The organism is Fibrobacter sp. HC4 (assembly GCF_023373925.1).
Lineage (GTDB): Bacteria > Fibrobacterota > Fibrobacteria > Fibrobacterales > Fibrobacteraceae > Fibrobacter.
Genome location: NZ_JALCZV010000009.1, coordinates 84205 through 100886, shown reverse-complemented (window position 1 = coordinate 100886; position 16682 = coordinate 84205). Strand labels below are relative to the sequence as shown.

The following is a 16682-nucleotide window of genomic DNA, read 5'->3' as shown; positions in this document are numbered from 1 at the left end:
AACCACCATAGCAGTGAGTTATGAGTAGTGAGTGATGAGTTTAAGTTAGGCGCCCTCGGTGCGACTATTTAGCTCACAACTCAAGACTCGTAGCTGATAGCTTCAGGAGACACTATGCTTTTCAATTTCGACATGATCCAGAAGGTCTATGCCAAGATGCCAGCCCGCGTTGACGGCGCCCGCAAGCTCCTTGCCCGCCCCCTCACCCTTGCAGAAAAGATTCTCTACACCCATTTGATCGACGGTGCAGAATCCAAGCAGTATGTTCGTGGTACTGATTTTGCCGAATTTAACCCGGACCGCGTTGCCATGCAGGACGCAACCGCCCAGATGGCACTCCTCCAGTTTACAACTGCTGGAAAATCCAAGGTCGCTGTTCCAAGTTCTGTACATTGCGACCACTTGATCATCGCCAAGGAAGGTGTAGAAGTCGACCTTCCCAAGGCAAAGCAGGACAGCAAGGAAGTGTATGACTTCCTCCAGTCCGTTTCCGCAAAGTATGGCATCGACTGCTGGCTCCCGGGCGCAGGCATTATTCACCAGGTGGTTCTCGAAAACTACGCATTCCCCGGTGGCATGATGATCGGTACCGACTCCCACACTGTGAACGCAGGCGGTCTCGGCATGCTGGCTATCGGTGTTGGCGGTGCTGACGCTGTGGATGCCATGGTTGGCCTCCCCTGGGAATTGAAGTACCCGAAGATGATCGGTGTGAAGCTCACCGGTAAGCTCCAGGGCTTCGCAACCGCTAAGGACATCATCCTGAAGCTCGCTGGCATCCTTACTGTTAAGGGTGGCACCAACGCTATTATCGAATACTTCGGCGAAGGCGCTCGCAGCCTCTCCGCTACCGGCAAGGCAACCATCGCCAACATGGGTGCAGAAGTGGGCGCTACCTGCTCTACCTTCAGCTACGATGATTCCATGAGCCGTTACCTCAAGGTCACCGGCCGTGCAGAAGTTGCCGAAGCCGCCGACAAGATCGCTTCTTACCTCCAGGCAGACCCGGAAGTTGAAGCCGAACCGGAAAAGTACTTCGACCGCGTTGTGGAAATCGACCTTTCCACTCTCGTTCCCCATTACAATGGCCCCTTCAGCCCGGACCGCGCTTACGCAGTTACCGACATGGCTGAATCCATCAAGGCTACGGTCGCCAAGCCGGAATCTACCCCGGTGGTTTCCGCAGCCCTCATCGGTTCCTGCACCAACTCCAGCTACGAAGACCTCTTCATGGCTGCAAGCATGATCAAGCAGGCTCTGGCAAAGGGTCTTACCCCCAAGTGCCCGCTCATCATCAACCCGGGTTCCGAACAGGTCCGTTACACTGCAGAACGCGACGGTCTCATCGATCTGTTCAAGCAGTTTGGTGCCACCATCATGACCAACGCCTGCGGTCCTTGCATTGGCCGTTGGGACCGTGCAGGTGCCGACAAGAAGGAACTGAACACCATCGTTCACTCCTTCAACCGTAACTTTGCAAAGCGCGCCGATGGCAACCCGAATACTCATGCATTCGTAGCTTCCCCGCTGATGGCTGTGATCGCCGCCCTCTCTGGCGACATCCGCTTCAACCCCATGACCGACACTCTCACCAACATGGAAGGCAAGGCTGTGAAGCTGGATCCTCCTGAAAAGTGCGAACTCCCGGTCAACGGCTTCGAAGTGAAGGACGCAGGCTTCCAGGCTCCGGCAGAAGATGGTTCCTCCATCACCGTGACCATCAATCCGGAAAGCAAGCGCCTCCAGGCTCTGGCTCCGTTTGCAGCATGGGATGGCAAGGACATCATGGGTGCTCCGATCCTGATCAAGGCCAAGGGCAAGTGCACCACCGACCACATTTCCATGGCTGGTCCGTGGCTCAACTACCGCGGTCACCTGGAAAACATTTCCAACAACATGCTCATCGGCGCTGTGAACGCATTCAACGGCGAAACCAACAAGGTTCTCTGCCAGTGCGGCGAATACAAGGAAGTTCCGGAACTTGCCAAGGTTTACAAGAACAAGGGCATCGGCTCCATCGTTATCGGTGACGAAAACTATGGTGAAGGCTCCAGCCGCGAACACGCCGCCATGGAACCCCGCTTCCTGGGCGTCAAGGCTGTGATCGTGAAGAGCTTCGCCCGCATTCACGAAACCAACCTGAAGAAGCAGGGCATGCTGGCCCTCACCTTCGCTAACCCGGCAGACTACGACAAGATTCAGGAACAGGACGTGTTCGACATTCTCGGCCTCACCGAGTTTGCTCCGGGCAAGCCCCTGACTCTCGCTATCCACCACAAGGATGGCTCTGAAGAAAAGATCCAGCTGAACCACACCTACAACGAACAGCAGTGGGCATGGTTCAAGGCAGGCTCCGCACTGAACTTGATCAAGCTGAACAACAAGTAAGCCGAGCGCAGCGCGGTGCTCCCGTGCGTCCATAAAAATTCAAGAGTCATTTCCTTAGGGAAATGGCTCTTATTTTTTTACAAATCAGCATTACTTTACTTATATATATTAATGAAGATAAGCAACCCTTTCTACAGTTTCTATGCAATCTTTTTTGCATTGGCGATGTTAAATGCCCCCCCCCCTCGAAAAAGACATCAACTGCTACCGATACAAAGCCGAAGCCTACATTGTTATTGAGACTTCCATCCCAGAACAGGTGGAGGACACAGTCACACATCACCCTGCCGGTTTCAAATGCTTTAAAGACAGTTTAACTTGCGAAAAATCCTTAACATTCCCTGACCCCCAAAGCTTCCCAATTTTTACGGGCAGCGTTTCCGCGGAAGTCAAAGCGAAACCAATTGCAACACAAGCAAAACAAAACGCACCGAGCAGGAATTTGATGTTCTGCTTATGGGCTTCTGCGAAAAAAACGATCCCGGTAGCCCACTACTGCGTACACGAAGGAAAAAAGCCTGCCCTACAACGGACCGAAGTTTTTGAATGGATTACTGTAAAAGTAAATAACCCACTTAAAAGGCCTAAATACGTCAAAAAAGCCCAAAAAGAACGTGCAGAACCACATCTTTGCAGTTTTTTTGGGCCATATCTTGACCGAATAATTTAATTATCATATTTTTGTTACAAAGTTTGACATCGCAGTCAAAAACCACGTTTTTGCAAGGAGATTATTAAAATGAAAAAGTTTTTTGTCGCCGCATTGTCTGTTGCAGCTCTTTTGATTGGTTGTTCCAGCACTCCCCAGCAGAAAGCAGCAAGCGCCATGACCGAAATGCAGAACCTCAAGACCAAGTACATCAAATCTGAACACAAGATTGCTGGCCTCGGCAAGGGCGTTTCCTCTGACGAACAGGTTGCATACGAAAAGGCAGACCAGAATGCCCGCGTTGACCTGGCTCGCGCTGTGGACATTCAGGTCAAGGCAATCACCAAGAACTTCAAGGAACAAGTTGACGTCGAAGGAAAGGAAGCCCTGGTGGAACACTTCCAGACCACTTCCAAGACCAAGATCGACACCCACCTGAACGGCGCTACCTTTACCGATGTGAAGGTTGAAGTTTCCGAAGACGGTAAGTTCAACGTCTATGGCGTGATGGTCCTGGACGTAAACCTGGTTGACGAACTGATTGCTTCCATGAAAGAACGTAACGACAAGCTGGATGAAGCCACTGTGCAGAAGGTTCGCGCCCTGGCAGAAAAGTCCTACGCAGAACTGGACTAATCCTTTAGGTTTAAAAGTCTAAATTCAAAAGCCTTGCAGTTTATCTGCAAGGCTTTTTTCATAGGCTTACCTAAATAATAAAAGAATTAACGATGCTCGTTGGTCGTAGGTTCAAGACCGCGGAAGAACGCCAGGCCATCACAGTCATTCTTTAGTGCCTGCACACATTCGCCAATCATGTAGAGACTCCCCGTAATCAGCACGGGAGCCGCATCATCAGCAGAAGCAGCAGCGCTCACCTGATCCAGGAACTCACGAGAAAGTAAGCCCTCACTGGCCACATTCAAACCGAGCCCGGCAAGAAGTTCACGCAGGTCATCCAGTTCTCTAAACCTAGGATAAGGTGTCTTGGTAATATGCCAATGACTTACATGGGGTGCCATCAGCTTCAGCATTTCACCAACATCCTTGTCTTTCAGGGCTCCAAAAACACAATGGAACTTCTGCCCCGGATAATACTGCGACAGCGTTTCCACCAGGCGTTTAACGGCATGGGAATTGTGAGCTCCATCCAAGATGAAACGCACCTGACCATTTGAGTCTGACAGGGTCTGCATACGACCAGCCCAACTGCGGGTCGCCAAGGTTCGTACCGCCAGAGCATCATCAAAAGCCATGCGTCCAGCCATTGAATTGCAGAACATCTTCGCCGCCATCATCGACAGGCTGGCATTTTCCACATAATGACGTCCAAGATTCGGAAGCACAATGTCTCCACGGATTTCAGGCACGGCTAAAGTGGCACCACGATTTTCGGCAAATAGACGAGCCTCTGCCAAAAGTTCCTGCGACAAGCCTCCAACTACAAATGTCTTTCCGGGAAGGTCGCCCTCCCCCAGCACAGCCATCTTTTCTTTCAAGATTGCCGATTCCGTTGTCCCGAGAACCTCCGTATGTTCTAGACCGATGCTGGTCACCACGGCAATATCGCCCTCGGCAACGGCAGTGCTATCCAGTCGACCGCCCATACCCGCTTCCAGAACAACAACATCTATTTTCTGTTCCGCATAATAGAGGAATGCCACAAGCGTAAGCACTTCAAAGAAGGTGGGTTCGATTACCACTTCCGCGGCACCGGCGTTAATGGACTCTGCAGCAGACTTTACCTTCAGAAGCAGGCGATCCAGATCTTCGGCACCAATGGGCAAATCGTTTACGCGAATACGCTCCTGCAAACTCACCAAATGAGGGCTGGTATACAAGCCCGTTCTATAGCCATGGGCCTGAAGGATTCCCGCCAGATAGAAACTGGTAGAGCCCTTGCCGTTAGTACCCACCACATGGATGGTCTTAAACTTTTCCTGAGGGTTGCCTAAGGCCTCGCAAAGTCTACGAGTCGATTCGAGCCCCGGCATCATCCCGAACATCAGTCGGGAATTCAAGTATTCCATACCTGCGTTTTGCATGCGCCAAATTTAAAAATTAATGTACCTTTATAGCACATCCATTTTTTATATCGAGTATTCTTTATATGTCCAGAAAAAAAGCGGGAGCACGCCATTTTTTTACGTTTATACTGCTGGCCGTAATTTGCGGTCTAGCCATAATTGTCCAGGCCAAGGTCGATCCGGAGGCCAAACCCAGGCATTATAATTACCGCGAAGCAGGCAAGCAGATGCGCCGCATCTATTATGGGGAACTGCAGGAAACCCTGTACTGCGGCTGTCGATACCTAGACAAGAAAACCGTAGACTTTTCCTCCTGCGATTTCGAGCCCCGCCACAACCCCAACCGCAAAAGCCTGAAACGCGCCCACTCCATCGAATGGGAACACATCGTGACCGCCCACAACATGGGCCACTTTCTCCCCTGCTGGAAAGATGGGGGCCGCAAGAACTGCAGCGCCAACGATTCCACATTCAAGATCATGGAAGGGGACCTTCATAACCTCTACCCGGCCATCGGCGAAGTGAACGGGGACCGCAACAACTTCATGTACAGCCAGTGGACCAACAATCCCGAACCCATGTACGGCAAGTGCAAGACCATCGTCGACTTCAAGGAGAAAAAAGCCCAGCCTAGAGAAGAAGCGAGAGGCATTATTGCACGAGTCAGCTTCTACATGGAAAAGACTTATGGGATTAATTTGTCTAAACAAGACCGCAAACTTTTTGAAGCCTGGGACAAAATGTACCCAGTCACAGAAAAAGAATGCGAAAGAGACCGTCGAATCTTCAAAGTCCAGGGCGACCACAACCCATTCGTCTACGAAAAATGCCGGTAAAGCCTAAACATTGTATGTTTTTGGTAAGAAATACTCCATTTTGAGCCTTCCTTAAATAGGTGTTTTTTTTACTTATGTAAATTTCTAGTTATATTGTATAACATACGAGGTTTTAAGTATGTGTAGAGGTTTTAGGTTTATTCTGGCGGTTTCCGCCCTATTTGCAAGCAATATTTTTGCCCAGGTGGAATTTCCCCTGGGTTCCAAGGTCATCAACGTCACCAAGGATCCGTATCACGCCAAGGCCGACGGCAAGACCGACGACACCGAAGCCATTCAGAAGGCATTGAACGACCATCCGGATGGAGACTACATCATCTATCTCCCCCATGGCATCTATAAAATTACCGACCAGCTGGTTTGGCCCACCACAGAAAAGGCAGAAAATTCCAGCAGACGAACCATTCTTCAAGGTCAGAGCATCGGCGGAACCATTCTCCAGTTAGCTGATAGTACCTACGGCTTTGACAATCCGGACTTCCCCAAGGCAGCCATTAACACGGGTATGGGTCCCGAGCCCAGAATCCGTAACGCCATCCGCGATATGACCATCCGTACCGGCAAGGGCAACCCCGGCGCCATCGGTATCCAGTTCAACGCCTCCAACCAGGGCGCCATCAACAATGTAAAGATTTACTCCGGCGACTCTACCGGTGTGTATGGTATTGACCTGGGCTTTAGCGAAGGCGTTGGTCCCCTGCTCCTGAAGAACGTGGAAATCCGCGGTTTCCAGGTCGGCGTTTACGCCAAGGGCGAACAGGGAACGGTCACCATGGAACACGTCACCCTGGGCGGACAGACCAAGTACGGTCTGGAAAATGAAGACATGAACCTGGCAATTAGAGCCCTACGTTTCAAGGGATATGTTCCTGCAGTCTACAACCACGGCCCTTATGCCATCATGAGCCTTGTAGACGGAACCCTGGAGTTTGACAACGAACAGAAGAAGGGCAAGCCCACAACCGCAATCAAGAACGAAAGCGAACTGTTCGCAAGATCCATGAAGGTCAGCCGTTTCAAGACCATGCTGACCTCCAAGAAAAAAGGCGTCATGGACGCCCTGTCTAACAGCGAAATCATTGAATTTACCACTCAGGAAAGCCGCCAGCTCTGCCATAGTCCCAAGCAGACTATGCGTGTTGCCGTGGCAGAAACCCCCAACTACGCAGAACAGAAGGCCGATAACTGGATTACCATCGCAGGCGACTACGGTGGACGCTCCAATACCGGTTCCGATGACTCCAAGGCCATTCAGGAAGCCATTGATGACGGTGCAGAAACTCTGTACTTCCCCCCGGGAGGCCGCTGGACCATCAACCGTGACATTTATATTCGTAACCGAATCCGCAGAATTATCGGTATCGAAGGTCGAATCGACGGCAAGGGCAAGTTCATCGTAGAAAACGGAGCCTTCAATGAGTTGACCATCGAACGATTCTCTGAATTCGGTAGCGGCATCATCCAGAAGTCCACCCGAAGCATTTTGATCAAGAACACCATGCTCCGATCTCTGGAAACCGATGAACACGGCCGAGGCGACTTCTTCCTGGAAGACGTGGCTGTTGGAACAATCCAGCTGAACCACAACCAGAAGTTGTGGGGCCGTCAGGTTACCATGATGGGCGACACCAAGGGTCCCAAGATTACCAACAATGGCGGTACAATCTGGATTTTAGGTCTTACTGCCAAGAAGGGTAACACCATCCTTCAGAACTTCAACAAGGGTTCCGCAGAACTGATCGGCGTGCAGGTGGTGGATAGCGACAAGGCCAAGGACCGCCCCATGTTCATCAATGACAACGCAGGCCTTTCTATTGTTGGCCTCCGTGAAACATTGACTCGAGGCAACCCCTTCCACAAGGTTATCGAGGAATCTCGACAGGGATCTGCAATCAAGTCCCTCCTGGGCACAGAACTTTCCCGAACCGAAAGCGGCGGTGCATTGTTGCCCGTGTTTGTGGGCTATGCTCCTAAGCAGGGTTCCAACGAAAAACCCATCGCCAAGATCCCCGACGAATTGCTGATTGTTCAGCCGAACCGCATCCGCGTTACCGGCACGATTATCGATGACGGTCGTGGCGACGGTCTTTGCGAAGTGCCGGTCCACTGGAAAAAAGGCGCCGGTCCGGGTAAGATTATTTTCTCTGACAGTTCCGCATACGAAACCGACATTTCCTTTACGGCAAGTGGACGTTACAATGTGATTTTCTCTGGCGATGACGGTTACCAGATTGGATACGATACCGCAAAGGTTTACGTGTTCGACAAGCGCTACACCACTCTCGACAACGATGGAGACAACATCCCCAGCGGTCGCGGTGCAGCCACCTGGATTTCTGAATTCGACAACTATAGCCCCCACAACACAGACCCTGAACTGCGAGTTTCAAACACCGCCGGTTCCGTGGGAAAGATTTACCTCAAGTTCGACCTTTCCGCATTGCCCGGCCCTCTGTTTGACGCAGCCCTTAAGTTGGAATTCGATCCAGCAACCGTGGACTCCATCAAGAAGCCCATGCAACTGAACATCTTTGGCCTCAAGGAAACTGGAAAGGACATGAAGTTCGGCGACCAGAAGCTAGGCGTTGACTGGCCCGACTACGAACTTACCTGGGAAAACGCTCCCGCCAACCTTCCCCAGCCCGGTGGTCAATTCAACATCCGCAAGAATTCTGGTGGCGGTGTCGACACCAAGTATGCAGACTTCCTTGGCATTATCACCTTGAATCCCAAGGCTCCTCTTGGTGCATTCCTCCGTACACCTACACTTACAGAATTCTTCAAGCGCAAGCATCCTTCCAACCTGTACACCTTGATCCTAACCGCAGTCGACACCAACGACGTCGTTCTTCCGTCTCATAACGCTGGCAAAAACTTTGCTCCGTCCCTGATGGTCGGCTACTTCGACAACACCAAGTCCGTAGGTGGTGACGCCATGGATGGTGGTTATACCTTGACCAAGGTCGTTGTAGATATTTATACTCTCGAATGCAGCTTTGACTTGACCGTCGGTTACCCGCAGTTTGTTCAAATTGAAATCTTGAACGAATTCGGCAAACGTATGCTTACCGTTGCCGCCCGCGAACTGGACGGCGAAAAGAAGACCACGATCAAATTCAAGGCAAAGGCCTTCCCCACCGGCAAGTACGTTCTTAAGGTGGTTGGCGAAGCATTCTCTGCCGAACAGAAATTCTATATCTTGAACTAGGGAACAATTATGAGCATCAAGAACATCTTTACTCTAGGACTTAAGTTAGCCGCCATTGCCGGCACCACTTGTCTCCTTTTCGCATGCGGAGACGATTCCAGTTCCAATTCAGAACCGGAAGAATTCGGTTATGTACCTTCCAGTTCATCCATCAGCACCCGAGCCGACATCGACTACGGTGACACTATCGTTTTGAACAAGAAGATGGACTTGAACATCGAACTGATCAAGGATACAGCCGATGCAAAAGACAGTAGCGAAATCTACATCGACAGTCTCGCCACAAAAGTTCCTCTGTACATCGGTGAACTCACCCGAGGCAGCCGCATCAGAGTCAAGGCTTCCGTGGCAAACATTGCCAGCGAAAAAATCCGCATTAGAAGCGAATACGGCGAAGCACTGAAGGCTCTTACGGCAATTCCTCGTAACGATGCCCATCGTGATTCCATTTATGACAACTACATGGTACCCAGTCTGGGAACAAAGCCGGACTCCACCTATAGGGACTCCAACCAGTTTGTCGTATTCACCCCCAACCACTACTACCTGGAAATCGAGGGTGAATTCACGAACGAATCTACGGCACGTCTTTTTGTTCAGATTGACACATCCTATTACAAATACACCGGCGAAAACGATTCCGTTTCCATGGAAATGAGCGACACCTTGCGTGGCATCATCCTTATGGGTGATGACGCTCCCGAAAACATCACGATTGATTTCGCCGCCAGCGAAGGCCACAGCCTGAACCTGACCACCGAAGGAACCAACCTGAACAAGTGCGAACTTTTCGAAAACGATTCCCTGCTGAGCGAAGCCGTATCCGAAATCGACACCATGATGATTCCCAACGACACCACAAGCTGGTCTCTGAAGATTACTCCGGAAACTTTCTCCAGCGTGTGGAGCGGTCCTTTCGCATTCTTTACCACAACCACCCGTTCCCGCGAACTCGAAAAGGGCGAATACTTCGCCAACCCGGATTCCATCAAGTATCCTGGCGAAACCTTCCAGACGGACCGTCCCAAGGATCTCCCCGAAGCAGAAATCTACCGTTACAACCTGCGTCAGGAACAGTTCGTTTGGATTGGTAATTACGAGAAGGGCGATTCCCTGATGGTAAAGCACTGGATAGCAAACTACAGTGAAGATAATTTCAACAGCCCCTCCACCTGCGAAATCCTGAACAAGGACAAGAAAGTGGTCGCCTCCATCAGCTGCACCTATGGTGGGGAACTGAAGGTTCCTGCAAAGGGCCCCTACTACCTGCACTACCTGCGTCTGAATTCCTACGCCCTTTCCGGTGTATCGGATTCCCTGAAATACGTGCTGCAGCTTTTCGTGATGGTTCAGCAGCCCGGCCTTCTGAAGAGCATGAACTTCTACGACCTCGAAAAGGATGAACCAATGACTCTCATTAAGAAGTCTGCCGGTTCCGTCCTCCGCTTCAAGGACATTAACAACTTCAACTTCGAAGCAAAGAGTTCCTCCCAGTGGAAGGAAATTGGTTCCGATGTGAGCTGGTTCGTTCCCTGCGAATCCCTGAACTACATCAACCGCGACAACTTGTACCGTTGTAGCGATGATGATGATGAACAGGAAATTTCTTCTGATTACCTGATGATCCAGGAAAGCGGTATTGGAGAAACAGCCAAGATTATTGCCCAGAGCAAGGCTGACCCCTCTATGCGCGACACCCTGAAGATTTCGATCATCAAGGCCGCAGACTAAAAAGGATTATTCTTCCCAAATCTGATTGGGAAGTTTTCCGATATCGCGAAAGTCCAGCTTGCCGGCTGCGGGTGCAGCGACACTCACCAGGCGAGCCAAGGGCTTACCGGCACGTTCAATAACAATCTCTTCGTCCTTAATGGCAACCTGGTTCAACAGGTTGCCAAAATTTTGACGTGCTTCCATTGCAGATACAACTTTTGCCATAGTTCTATAAAAATAAAATTTTGGTCTGCATAAATAATTATATTCTGCCCCATGGCGCAAGAAATCAAGTCCTTTACCGTTACCCAGTACCTGACATCCCTAAAAAAGAGGGTTGAAGAAACCCCTTCTGTATGGGTTCGCGGGGTTATTACCCGAATGACGGTAAAACCCAACATTGTCTACATCAGTATCGCCGACTTTGTGGAAGGAAGTGTCAAGCCCGTTGCCGCCCTGGACTTGACTTGTTTTGCCAGCCGTTTTGCCTACATCCTCGCCAAGATCCAGAGTTTTGAACAACCCTTCGAATTACGGGAAGAATTAAAGGTAAGCTTACAGATTAAAGCAGACCTTTATATTCCCACCGGGAGATTACAAGCCCAGATTCTGGACATTGACCCGGTATACACCGTTGGAGAACTGGCCCTTACAAAGAGTGCCATTCTAAAACGTCTGGCCGTAGAAGGCTTGCTAGAAAAAAACAAGAGTCTGGATCTTGCCGAAATGCCCATGCGCATCGGTTTAATTACCGGCGAAAAGACAGCCGCCTTTAAGGATTTTACATCAAAGCTATCAGACTCCCCTTTCGCATTTAAGGTCATGACCGTTTACGCCAAGATGCAGGGAGAAGAAACAGAAAAGTCGGTATTGGCTGCGCTTGAAAAACTTGCCCGCGAGCCTTCTCTCGATGTAGTTTGCATCGTCCGTGGAGGAGGTTCTAAAACAGACCTGAATTACTTTGATAGCGAAGCACTCTGCCGAGCGGTAGCGAACTACCACATGCCTGTATTCACCGGCATCGGCCACGAAATTGATAAAAGTTTGCTGGACGAGGTGGCCTACCAAAGTTGCATCACGCCTACAGATACCGCCAAGCGCATTATTGACCGAGTCAATGATGGCTGGAACAAAATGCTTGTAGCCGCCCAAAATGTAGCCATCGGCGCCAAGGACGCAATCCTTCGGGAAAACCAGACCTTGGCCAATGCAGGTGCCCGCCTACAGCAAAAAGTAACAGCTAAAATTCAGAACGAAAAAACAAAGTTAGCCGTTTGCGGAAGCAATTTAAAACGAGACCTGAATTACATCATTCGAGACGAGAGTGCCCGACTGGACCGAAACACGGAAGGTTTAAAACAAGGATCCCGCAAAATTCTTGACCTCGCCAAATCCAAATTTACTCTATCCGAAGTACGTGTAAAAGCGGCAGACCCGGCAACCACTTTAGCCAAGGGATATTCCCTCACTCTGGACGCCGCAGGTAAGTTTATACGTAACGCAAGTCAGTTAAAAGCTGGCGACAAGATGACCACTCGCCTTCGCGACGGAGAAGTCACCTCCGTGGTGCAGTGACATCAAAATCAAGAACAGCCACTTATTGGAATATTGGCAAAGTCTCAATTTTTTCGAAACGTTTTGTTGTTCCGTCTAGCTTAAAATAACGGACCCCATCCCCAAGGGATAGCATCACATAATTGGGAGTCAAAATCTGCAGGTACTTGTTTAACTGCTGCTGTAAAGCAGGCCAGTTGTATTCCCCGGGAGCCTTGCACTCCACCAGAAGCCAAGGTTTGTCTATCGTAGCACCGTCACGGAAGTTATGGACCATAATGTCCACACGGTCGTCCGTCTTCGGATCAACGACATTCAACGAAAACTCTACCGCAATCAAATGTTCCGGAACTTTCACCTGGTCCAGCAAATAACGGATAGTCGCCTGGCGCACGTGTTCTTCGGGCGTTGCGGGAACATCCTTCTTGCGAATGGGATCATATATGGTTTCAGAAGCCATGTACAAAATGTAAAAAAAATAGGCAGGCTTTTTTCATTTTTTGGGCTCCACACGCCCGCATTTTGCAGATTTGGAGCCCAATATTACACATAAACTAACAATAAAATTCACTTTAACTGAATCCAATGGGCTCCATATTCACAGCAACTCCCATTTTGGAGTCCATTTCAATGAACGTCCCCTCAAAAGCATTTTATACAAACTAAAAACACAGGCTCCAAATCGGGAAAAATCTTAATTTGGAGTCCAATTTTCCCAAAAAAAAGACTTTTTATGCCTTGACTTACATAAAATCCAGAAGTATATTTTTGGACATGAAAATGATTCTTGAACAGAACATCATCGCAGCAGCGATTGCGGCGGGCGCGGCGGAAGCACGAGCCTGTGTTGAATCATACGCGACTGTTCAAGAATTGTAAAGGGTCTATACGCAACCAACAAGCGAATCAGACAAAAAGGAATTCAAAGGGCAGTCCCGCAAGGACGGCTCTTTTTATTTTAGCCAATTTTAAACCAAAAACAACAAACAAGGAAAATTCAAAATCATTTTTTATCTATTATTAAGCGGTAAATTATTTGAATTTTCAATACGATACAGGAGTATAAAATGAGAAAGCGTTTGCTTACCGAAGGTGCCAAGGAACTGTCTTACGAAATTCGTGAGATCGTTAAGAAGGCGAACCTCCTGAAAACGCTGGGCATGCCGAAGATCCACTGGGAAAACATCGGCGACCCCATTGAAAAGAAGTGCCAGGTTCCCGAATGGATCAAGGACATCGTTGTGGACCTTTCCAAGGAAAACCGTTCCTATGGTTACTGCCCGTCCAAGGGTATGTTGGAAACCCGCGAATTCATCGTGAAGGAAACCAACAAACTGGGCGGCGCCCAGATTACCGTTGACGACATCCTGTTCTTCAACGGCCTCGGTGATGCAATCGCCACATTGTACAGCCTCCTGTCCATGACCACCCGTATCATTGGACCGTCTCCTGCATACAGCACCCACAGCTCTGCAGAAGCAGCACATGCACACTCTGCTCCTATCACCTACAGCATGAAGCCGGAAAACCACTGGTATCCGGACCTGGAAGAACTTGAAAACAAGGTGAAGTACAACCCCTCCATCGCTGGCATCCTGATTCTGAATCCGGACAACCCCACTGGCATGGTCTATCCTCTTGAAATTCTCCAGAAGATCGTTGATATCGCAAAGCGTTACAACCTGTTCATCATCTGCGACGAAATCTACAACAAGATTACCTACAATGGAGCAAAGGCTTACGCTCTGGCCGAATACATCGGCGACGTTCCGGCTATCGCTCTGAAGGGTATTTCCAAGGAATATCCGTGGCCGGGTGCACGTTGCGGCTGGGCTGAATACTACAACCGCGACAAGGACGAACAGTTCGACGCCTTCTGCCGCGCTCTTGACAATGCCAAGATGGTTGAAGTCTGCTCCACCACACTTCCCCAGATGACCATTCCTCGCGTGCTGGGCGATCCTCGCTTCATGGAACACCGCCAGGCTTTGAACGAAAAGATTGGCCGTCGCTCCGCCATCATTAACGAAATTCTTTCCGACATTCCGGAACTGTATTTCAACCCCACCTACGGTGCATTCTACAACACCATCATCTTCCGTGAAGGTGTTTTGAACAACCACCAGAGCCTGAAGATCGACAACCCGCAGATTAAGGCCAAGGTGGAAGAATGGTGCTCCAAGACCGAAAACCTGGACTACCGTTTCGTGTACTATCTGTTGGGCGCAAAGGGTATTTGCGTGGTGCCCAGCACCAGTTTCTGCACCGACCTCAAGGGCTTCCGCGTGACCCTCCTTGAAGAAGACGAAGCTGAACTGCGTAGCGTGTTCACTACCATCCACGACGCCATCATCGAGTACCTGCATAGTTAGCAGGTCGCCTTGCAAAGCAAGGCTTCGAGGTTCGAGGTCGGCCTACGGCCTTCGAGGTATGAGTTTTATTAATGACGCCAAAGGCGTTTCATTATAAGTCGCGTAGCGACATGCTCAGACCTCAAGGCGAGCTTCGCGAGTGCCCTCGTACCTCATACCTCTATGAAATCTTTCGATCTTCAGGTCAAGAACGTTTCCAAGAGTTTCGGCTAAAAGGCCGTGCTCGAGGGAATTGACGTATTCATCAAGGACGGCCAGTTCGTGACTTTGTTTAGTCCTTCCGGTTGCGGAAAGACCACGCTCCTTCGCATTATCGCAGGCTTCGAAAAGGCCGACGCAGGCGAAGTGATTCTCAGTGGTGAAGTCATTTCCAGCAAGTCTCCGGCACACCGCCCCATCAATACGGTGTTCCAGAGTTACGCCCTGTTCCCCATCTGAACGTTTTTAACAACATCGCTTTCGGCCTCAAGAGTCATAAGGTTCCTTAGGACGAAATCGAGAAGCGCGTAAACGCCATGATGGAAATGGTGAACGAGCCCGACATTCTGTTGCTGGACGAACCCCTCAGCGCGTTTGATGCAAACCTCCGCAAGAAACTCCAGGTGGAACTGAAGGAAGTCCAGAAGAAGACGGACACTACCTTCATCATGGTGACCCACGACCAGGACGAAGCCATCGCCGTAAGCGACCGCGTGCTGGTGATGTACAAGGGAGCCATCGTACAGGATGGCACTCCCGAAGATGTTTACGAACATTCGGTGAACCGCTTTGTGGCCACCTTCATGGGCGAGTGCAATATTCTGGAATGCAAGCGTGCTTCCGATGACAAGGTAACTTGTGCATTCGGAGAACTGATTGCAGAACTTCCCGGTGTAGGCAACGCAGAAAGCCTTAAGCTCCGCGTCATGACCGACCCCGACGAAATCTACAACCCAGGCGACCTCGTCAAAAGCCCTTGCAAATTTTCCTTAAGTAATTTTCCCATAAAAAGAAAAAGTCCCGCACAAAGTGCGGGACATTTTTCCTTAAGAAGTAAAAGAACTACTTACCAATCTTTGCGGCGGCTTTTTTCTTAAAACCTTCCACAGCCTTGTTGACTGCAGCCCTATACACATCCACGGTACCACTGGCCTTCATGTCAACGCCACCATTGCTATAGCGGGCATAGTCATCACCTTCAAACTGATCCCATCCGCGATCAGAATAAAGGATCATATTACCGGACTTGTCAACCAAGGCCACATCCACACGGACAATCGGAGTCACGCGATTCATCAATTTGGTCATCATCCCTTTTTCGTAGGCAAACTGAAAATCCGCAATAGCGATAGCATCGACATCCAGCTTTTCACAAAGTTCGCCAACCGGCTTTAGAATGAAATCTTCCACCTTCGTGTTATTCACATAGTAATGACCAGATGGAACAATGTAGTTGTAAGGAAGCGGCATCATGCCAGTCGGGGTAACATAACGCGGTTTTTTGGCATTATGGATCTTGTCCATGTGAAGATGGTTTTCGGCATTTTCAATAGCCTCAGCAGTCTTTTGAATTGCATCGCTTGCAAAGAAAGCTTTCACATCTTCGCTATTGAGTGTTTCTTCAAAAGGAACGACTGTCCATCCATCGATGCTACTTAATGCCTTATGCAATTCATTTGCACCATGAGTTACGATGGTCACCTGTTCTTCGGTAAAGTATTCAACATTATCCTTGATAATGCCACCGACAAATGACATCAACGTTTCCTTTTTTTCTTTAAACTCTTCAATGTCAATAAATTCCTCGTTACCAGTAACAGCAAGAATAGCAATCTTCTTTACATTTCCAATATCGGGTTTCTTAACATTAATACCTGCGCAAGAGCAAAGCAAAAGCGCTAAACAACAAAACAAAATTATTCTCTTCATGAGAGCTCCTTCAAATATTTTTTTGTTCAA

The 16682-nt window shown here is 49.6% G+C and carries 14 protein-coding genes; 10 read left to right on the top strand and 4 right to left on the bottom strand.

Features of this window, described 5'->3' with window-relative positions; all coding sequences use genetic code 11:
* The first annotated feature begins 114 nt into the window (after positions 1–114).
* The 3 genes from MMG03_RS07690 (at position 115) to MMG03_RS07680 (ending at position 3673) form a co-directional block, all read left to right on the top strand.
* The gene (locus MMG03_RS07690; protein WP_249506015.1) at positions 115–2388 is read left to right on the top strand and encodes an aconitate hydratase; all 2274 of its coding nucleotides are present in this window, start codon (positions 115–117) and stop codon (positions 2386–2388) included.
* A 172-nt stretch (positions 2389–2560) separates the two neighbouring features.
* The gene (locus MMG03_RS07685) at positions 2561–3058 is read left to right on the top strand and encodes a hypothetical protein (RefSeq protein WP_249506014.1); all 498 of its coding nucleotides are present in this window, start codon (positions 2561–2563) and stop codon (positions 3056–3058) included.
* Between the two features lie 69 nt (positions 3059–3127).
* Complete coding sequence (locus tag MMG03_RS07680) at positions 3128–3673, top strand: LPP20 family lipoprotein (RefSeq protein WP_073158354.1); 546 nt, start codon at positions 3128–3130, stop codon at positions 3671–3673.
* An 86-nt stretch (positions 3674–3759) separates the two neighbouring features.
* Here the strand turns inward: MMG03_RS07680 and MMG03_RS07675 are convergent, their stop codons facing one another.
* Positions 3760–5079, bottom strand: a complete 1320-nt coding sequence (locus tag MMG03_RS07675) for a folylpolyglutamate synthase/dihydrofolate synthase family protein (protein ID WP_073237671.1) — start codon at positions 5077–5079, stop codon at positions 3760–3762.
* Between the two features lie 65 nt (positions 5080–5144).
* Between MMG03_RS07675 and MMG03_RS07670 the strand changes: the two genes are divergently transcribed.
* The 3 genes from MMG03_RS07670 (at position 5145) to MMG03_RS07660 (ending at position 10836) form a co-directional block, all read left to right on the top strand.
* On the top strand, positions 5145–5897 hold the full coding sequence (locus MMG03_RS07670; RefSeq protein ID WP_249506013.1) for an endonuclease: 753 nt from the start codon (positions 5145–5147) through the stop codon (positions 5895–5897).
* Between the two features lie 118 nt (positions 5898–6015).
* Positions 6016–9105, top strand: a complete 3090-nt coding sequence (locus MMG03_RS07665) for a glycosyl hydrolase family 28-related protein (protein WP_073284433.1) — start codon at positions 6016–6018, stop codon at positions 9103–9105.
* A 9-nt stretch (positions 9106–9114) separates the two neighbouring features.
* A complete protein-coding gene (locus MMG03_RS07660) occupies positions 9115–10836 on the top strand; it encodes a hypothetical protein (protein ID WP_073158342.1) in 1722 nt (573 codons plus the stop codon).
* Between the two features lie 6 nt (positions 10837–10842).
* On the opposite strand, the gene MMG03_RS07655 is transcribed toward MMG03_RS07660, so the two are convergent.
* On the bottom strand, positions 10843–11043 hold the full coding sequence (locus MMG03_RS07655; protein WP_073158340.1) for a type II toxin-antitoxin system Phd/YefM family antitoxin: 201 nt from the start codon (positions 11041–11043) through the stop codon (positions 10843–10845).
* A gap of 51 nt (positions 11044–11094) precedes the next feature.
* Here MMG03_RS07655 and xseA point away from each other — a divergent pair, with 51 nt between their 5' ends.
* A complete protein-coding gene (gene xseA, locus MMG03_RS07650) occupies positions 11095–12393 on the top strand; it encodes an exodeoxyribonuclease VII large subunit (RefSeq protein WP_249506012.1) in 1299 nt (432 codons plus the stop codon).
* Between the two features lie 22 nt (positions 12394–12415).
* Here the strand turns inward: xseA and MMG03_RS07645 are convergent, their stop codons facing one another.
* The gene (locus tag MMG03_RS07645) at positions 12416–12832 is read right to left on the bottom strand and encodes a type I restriction enzyme HsdR N-terminal domain-containing protein (RefSeq protein ID WP_249506011.1); all 417 of its coding nucleotides are present in this window, start codon (positions 12830–12832) and stop codon (positions 12416–12418) included.
* Between the two features lie 607 nt (positions 12833–13439).
* Between MMG03_RS07645 and MMG03_RS07640 the strand changes: the two genes are divergently transcribed.
* The 3 genes from MMG03_RS07640 (at position 13440) to MMG03_RS07630 (ending at position 15820) form a co-directional block, all read left to right on the top strand.
* On the top strand, positions 13440–14744 hold the full coding sequence (locus MMG03_RS07640; protein WP_073158328.1) for a pyridoxal phosphate-dependent aminotransferase: 1305 nt from the start codon (positions 13440–13442) through the stop codon (positions 14742–14744).
* Positions 14745–14963: 219 nt separating this feature from the next.
* Positions 14964–15182 (top strand): ATP-binding cassette domain-containing protein, encoded by a 219-nt coding sequence (locus MMG03_RS07635; protein WP_249506010.1) that lies wholly within the window; start codon positions 14964–14966, stop codon positions 15180–15182.
* Positions 15183–15259: 77 nt separating this feature from the next.
* On the top strand, positions 15260–15820 hold the full coding sequence (locus tag MMG03_RS07630) for an ABC transporter ATP-binding protein (RefSeq protein ID WP_249506009.1): 561 nt from the start codon (positions 15260–15262) through the stop codon (positions 15818–15820).
* On the opposite strand, the gene MMG03_RS07625 is transcribed toward MMG03_RS07630, so the two are convergent.
* Positions 15786–16481, bottom strand: a complete 696-nt coding sequence (locus MMG03_RS07625; RefSeq protein WP_143395228.1) for a hypothetical protein — start codon at positions 16479–16481, stop codon at positions 15786–15788. The two genes, MMG03_RS07630 and MMG03_RS07625, sit on opposite strands and share 35 nt — an antisense overlap.
* Positions 16482–16682 lie beyond the last annotated feature (201 nt).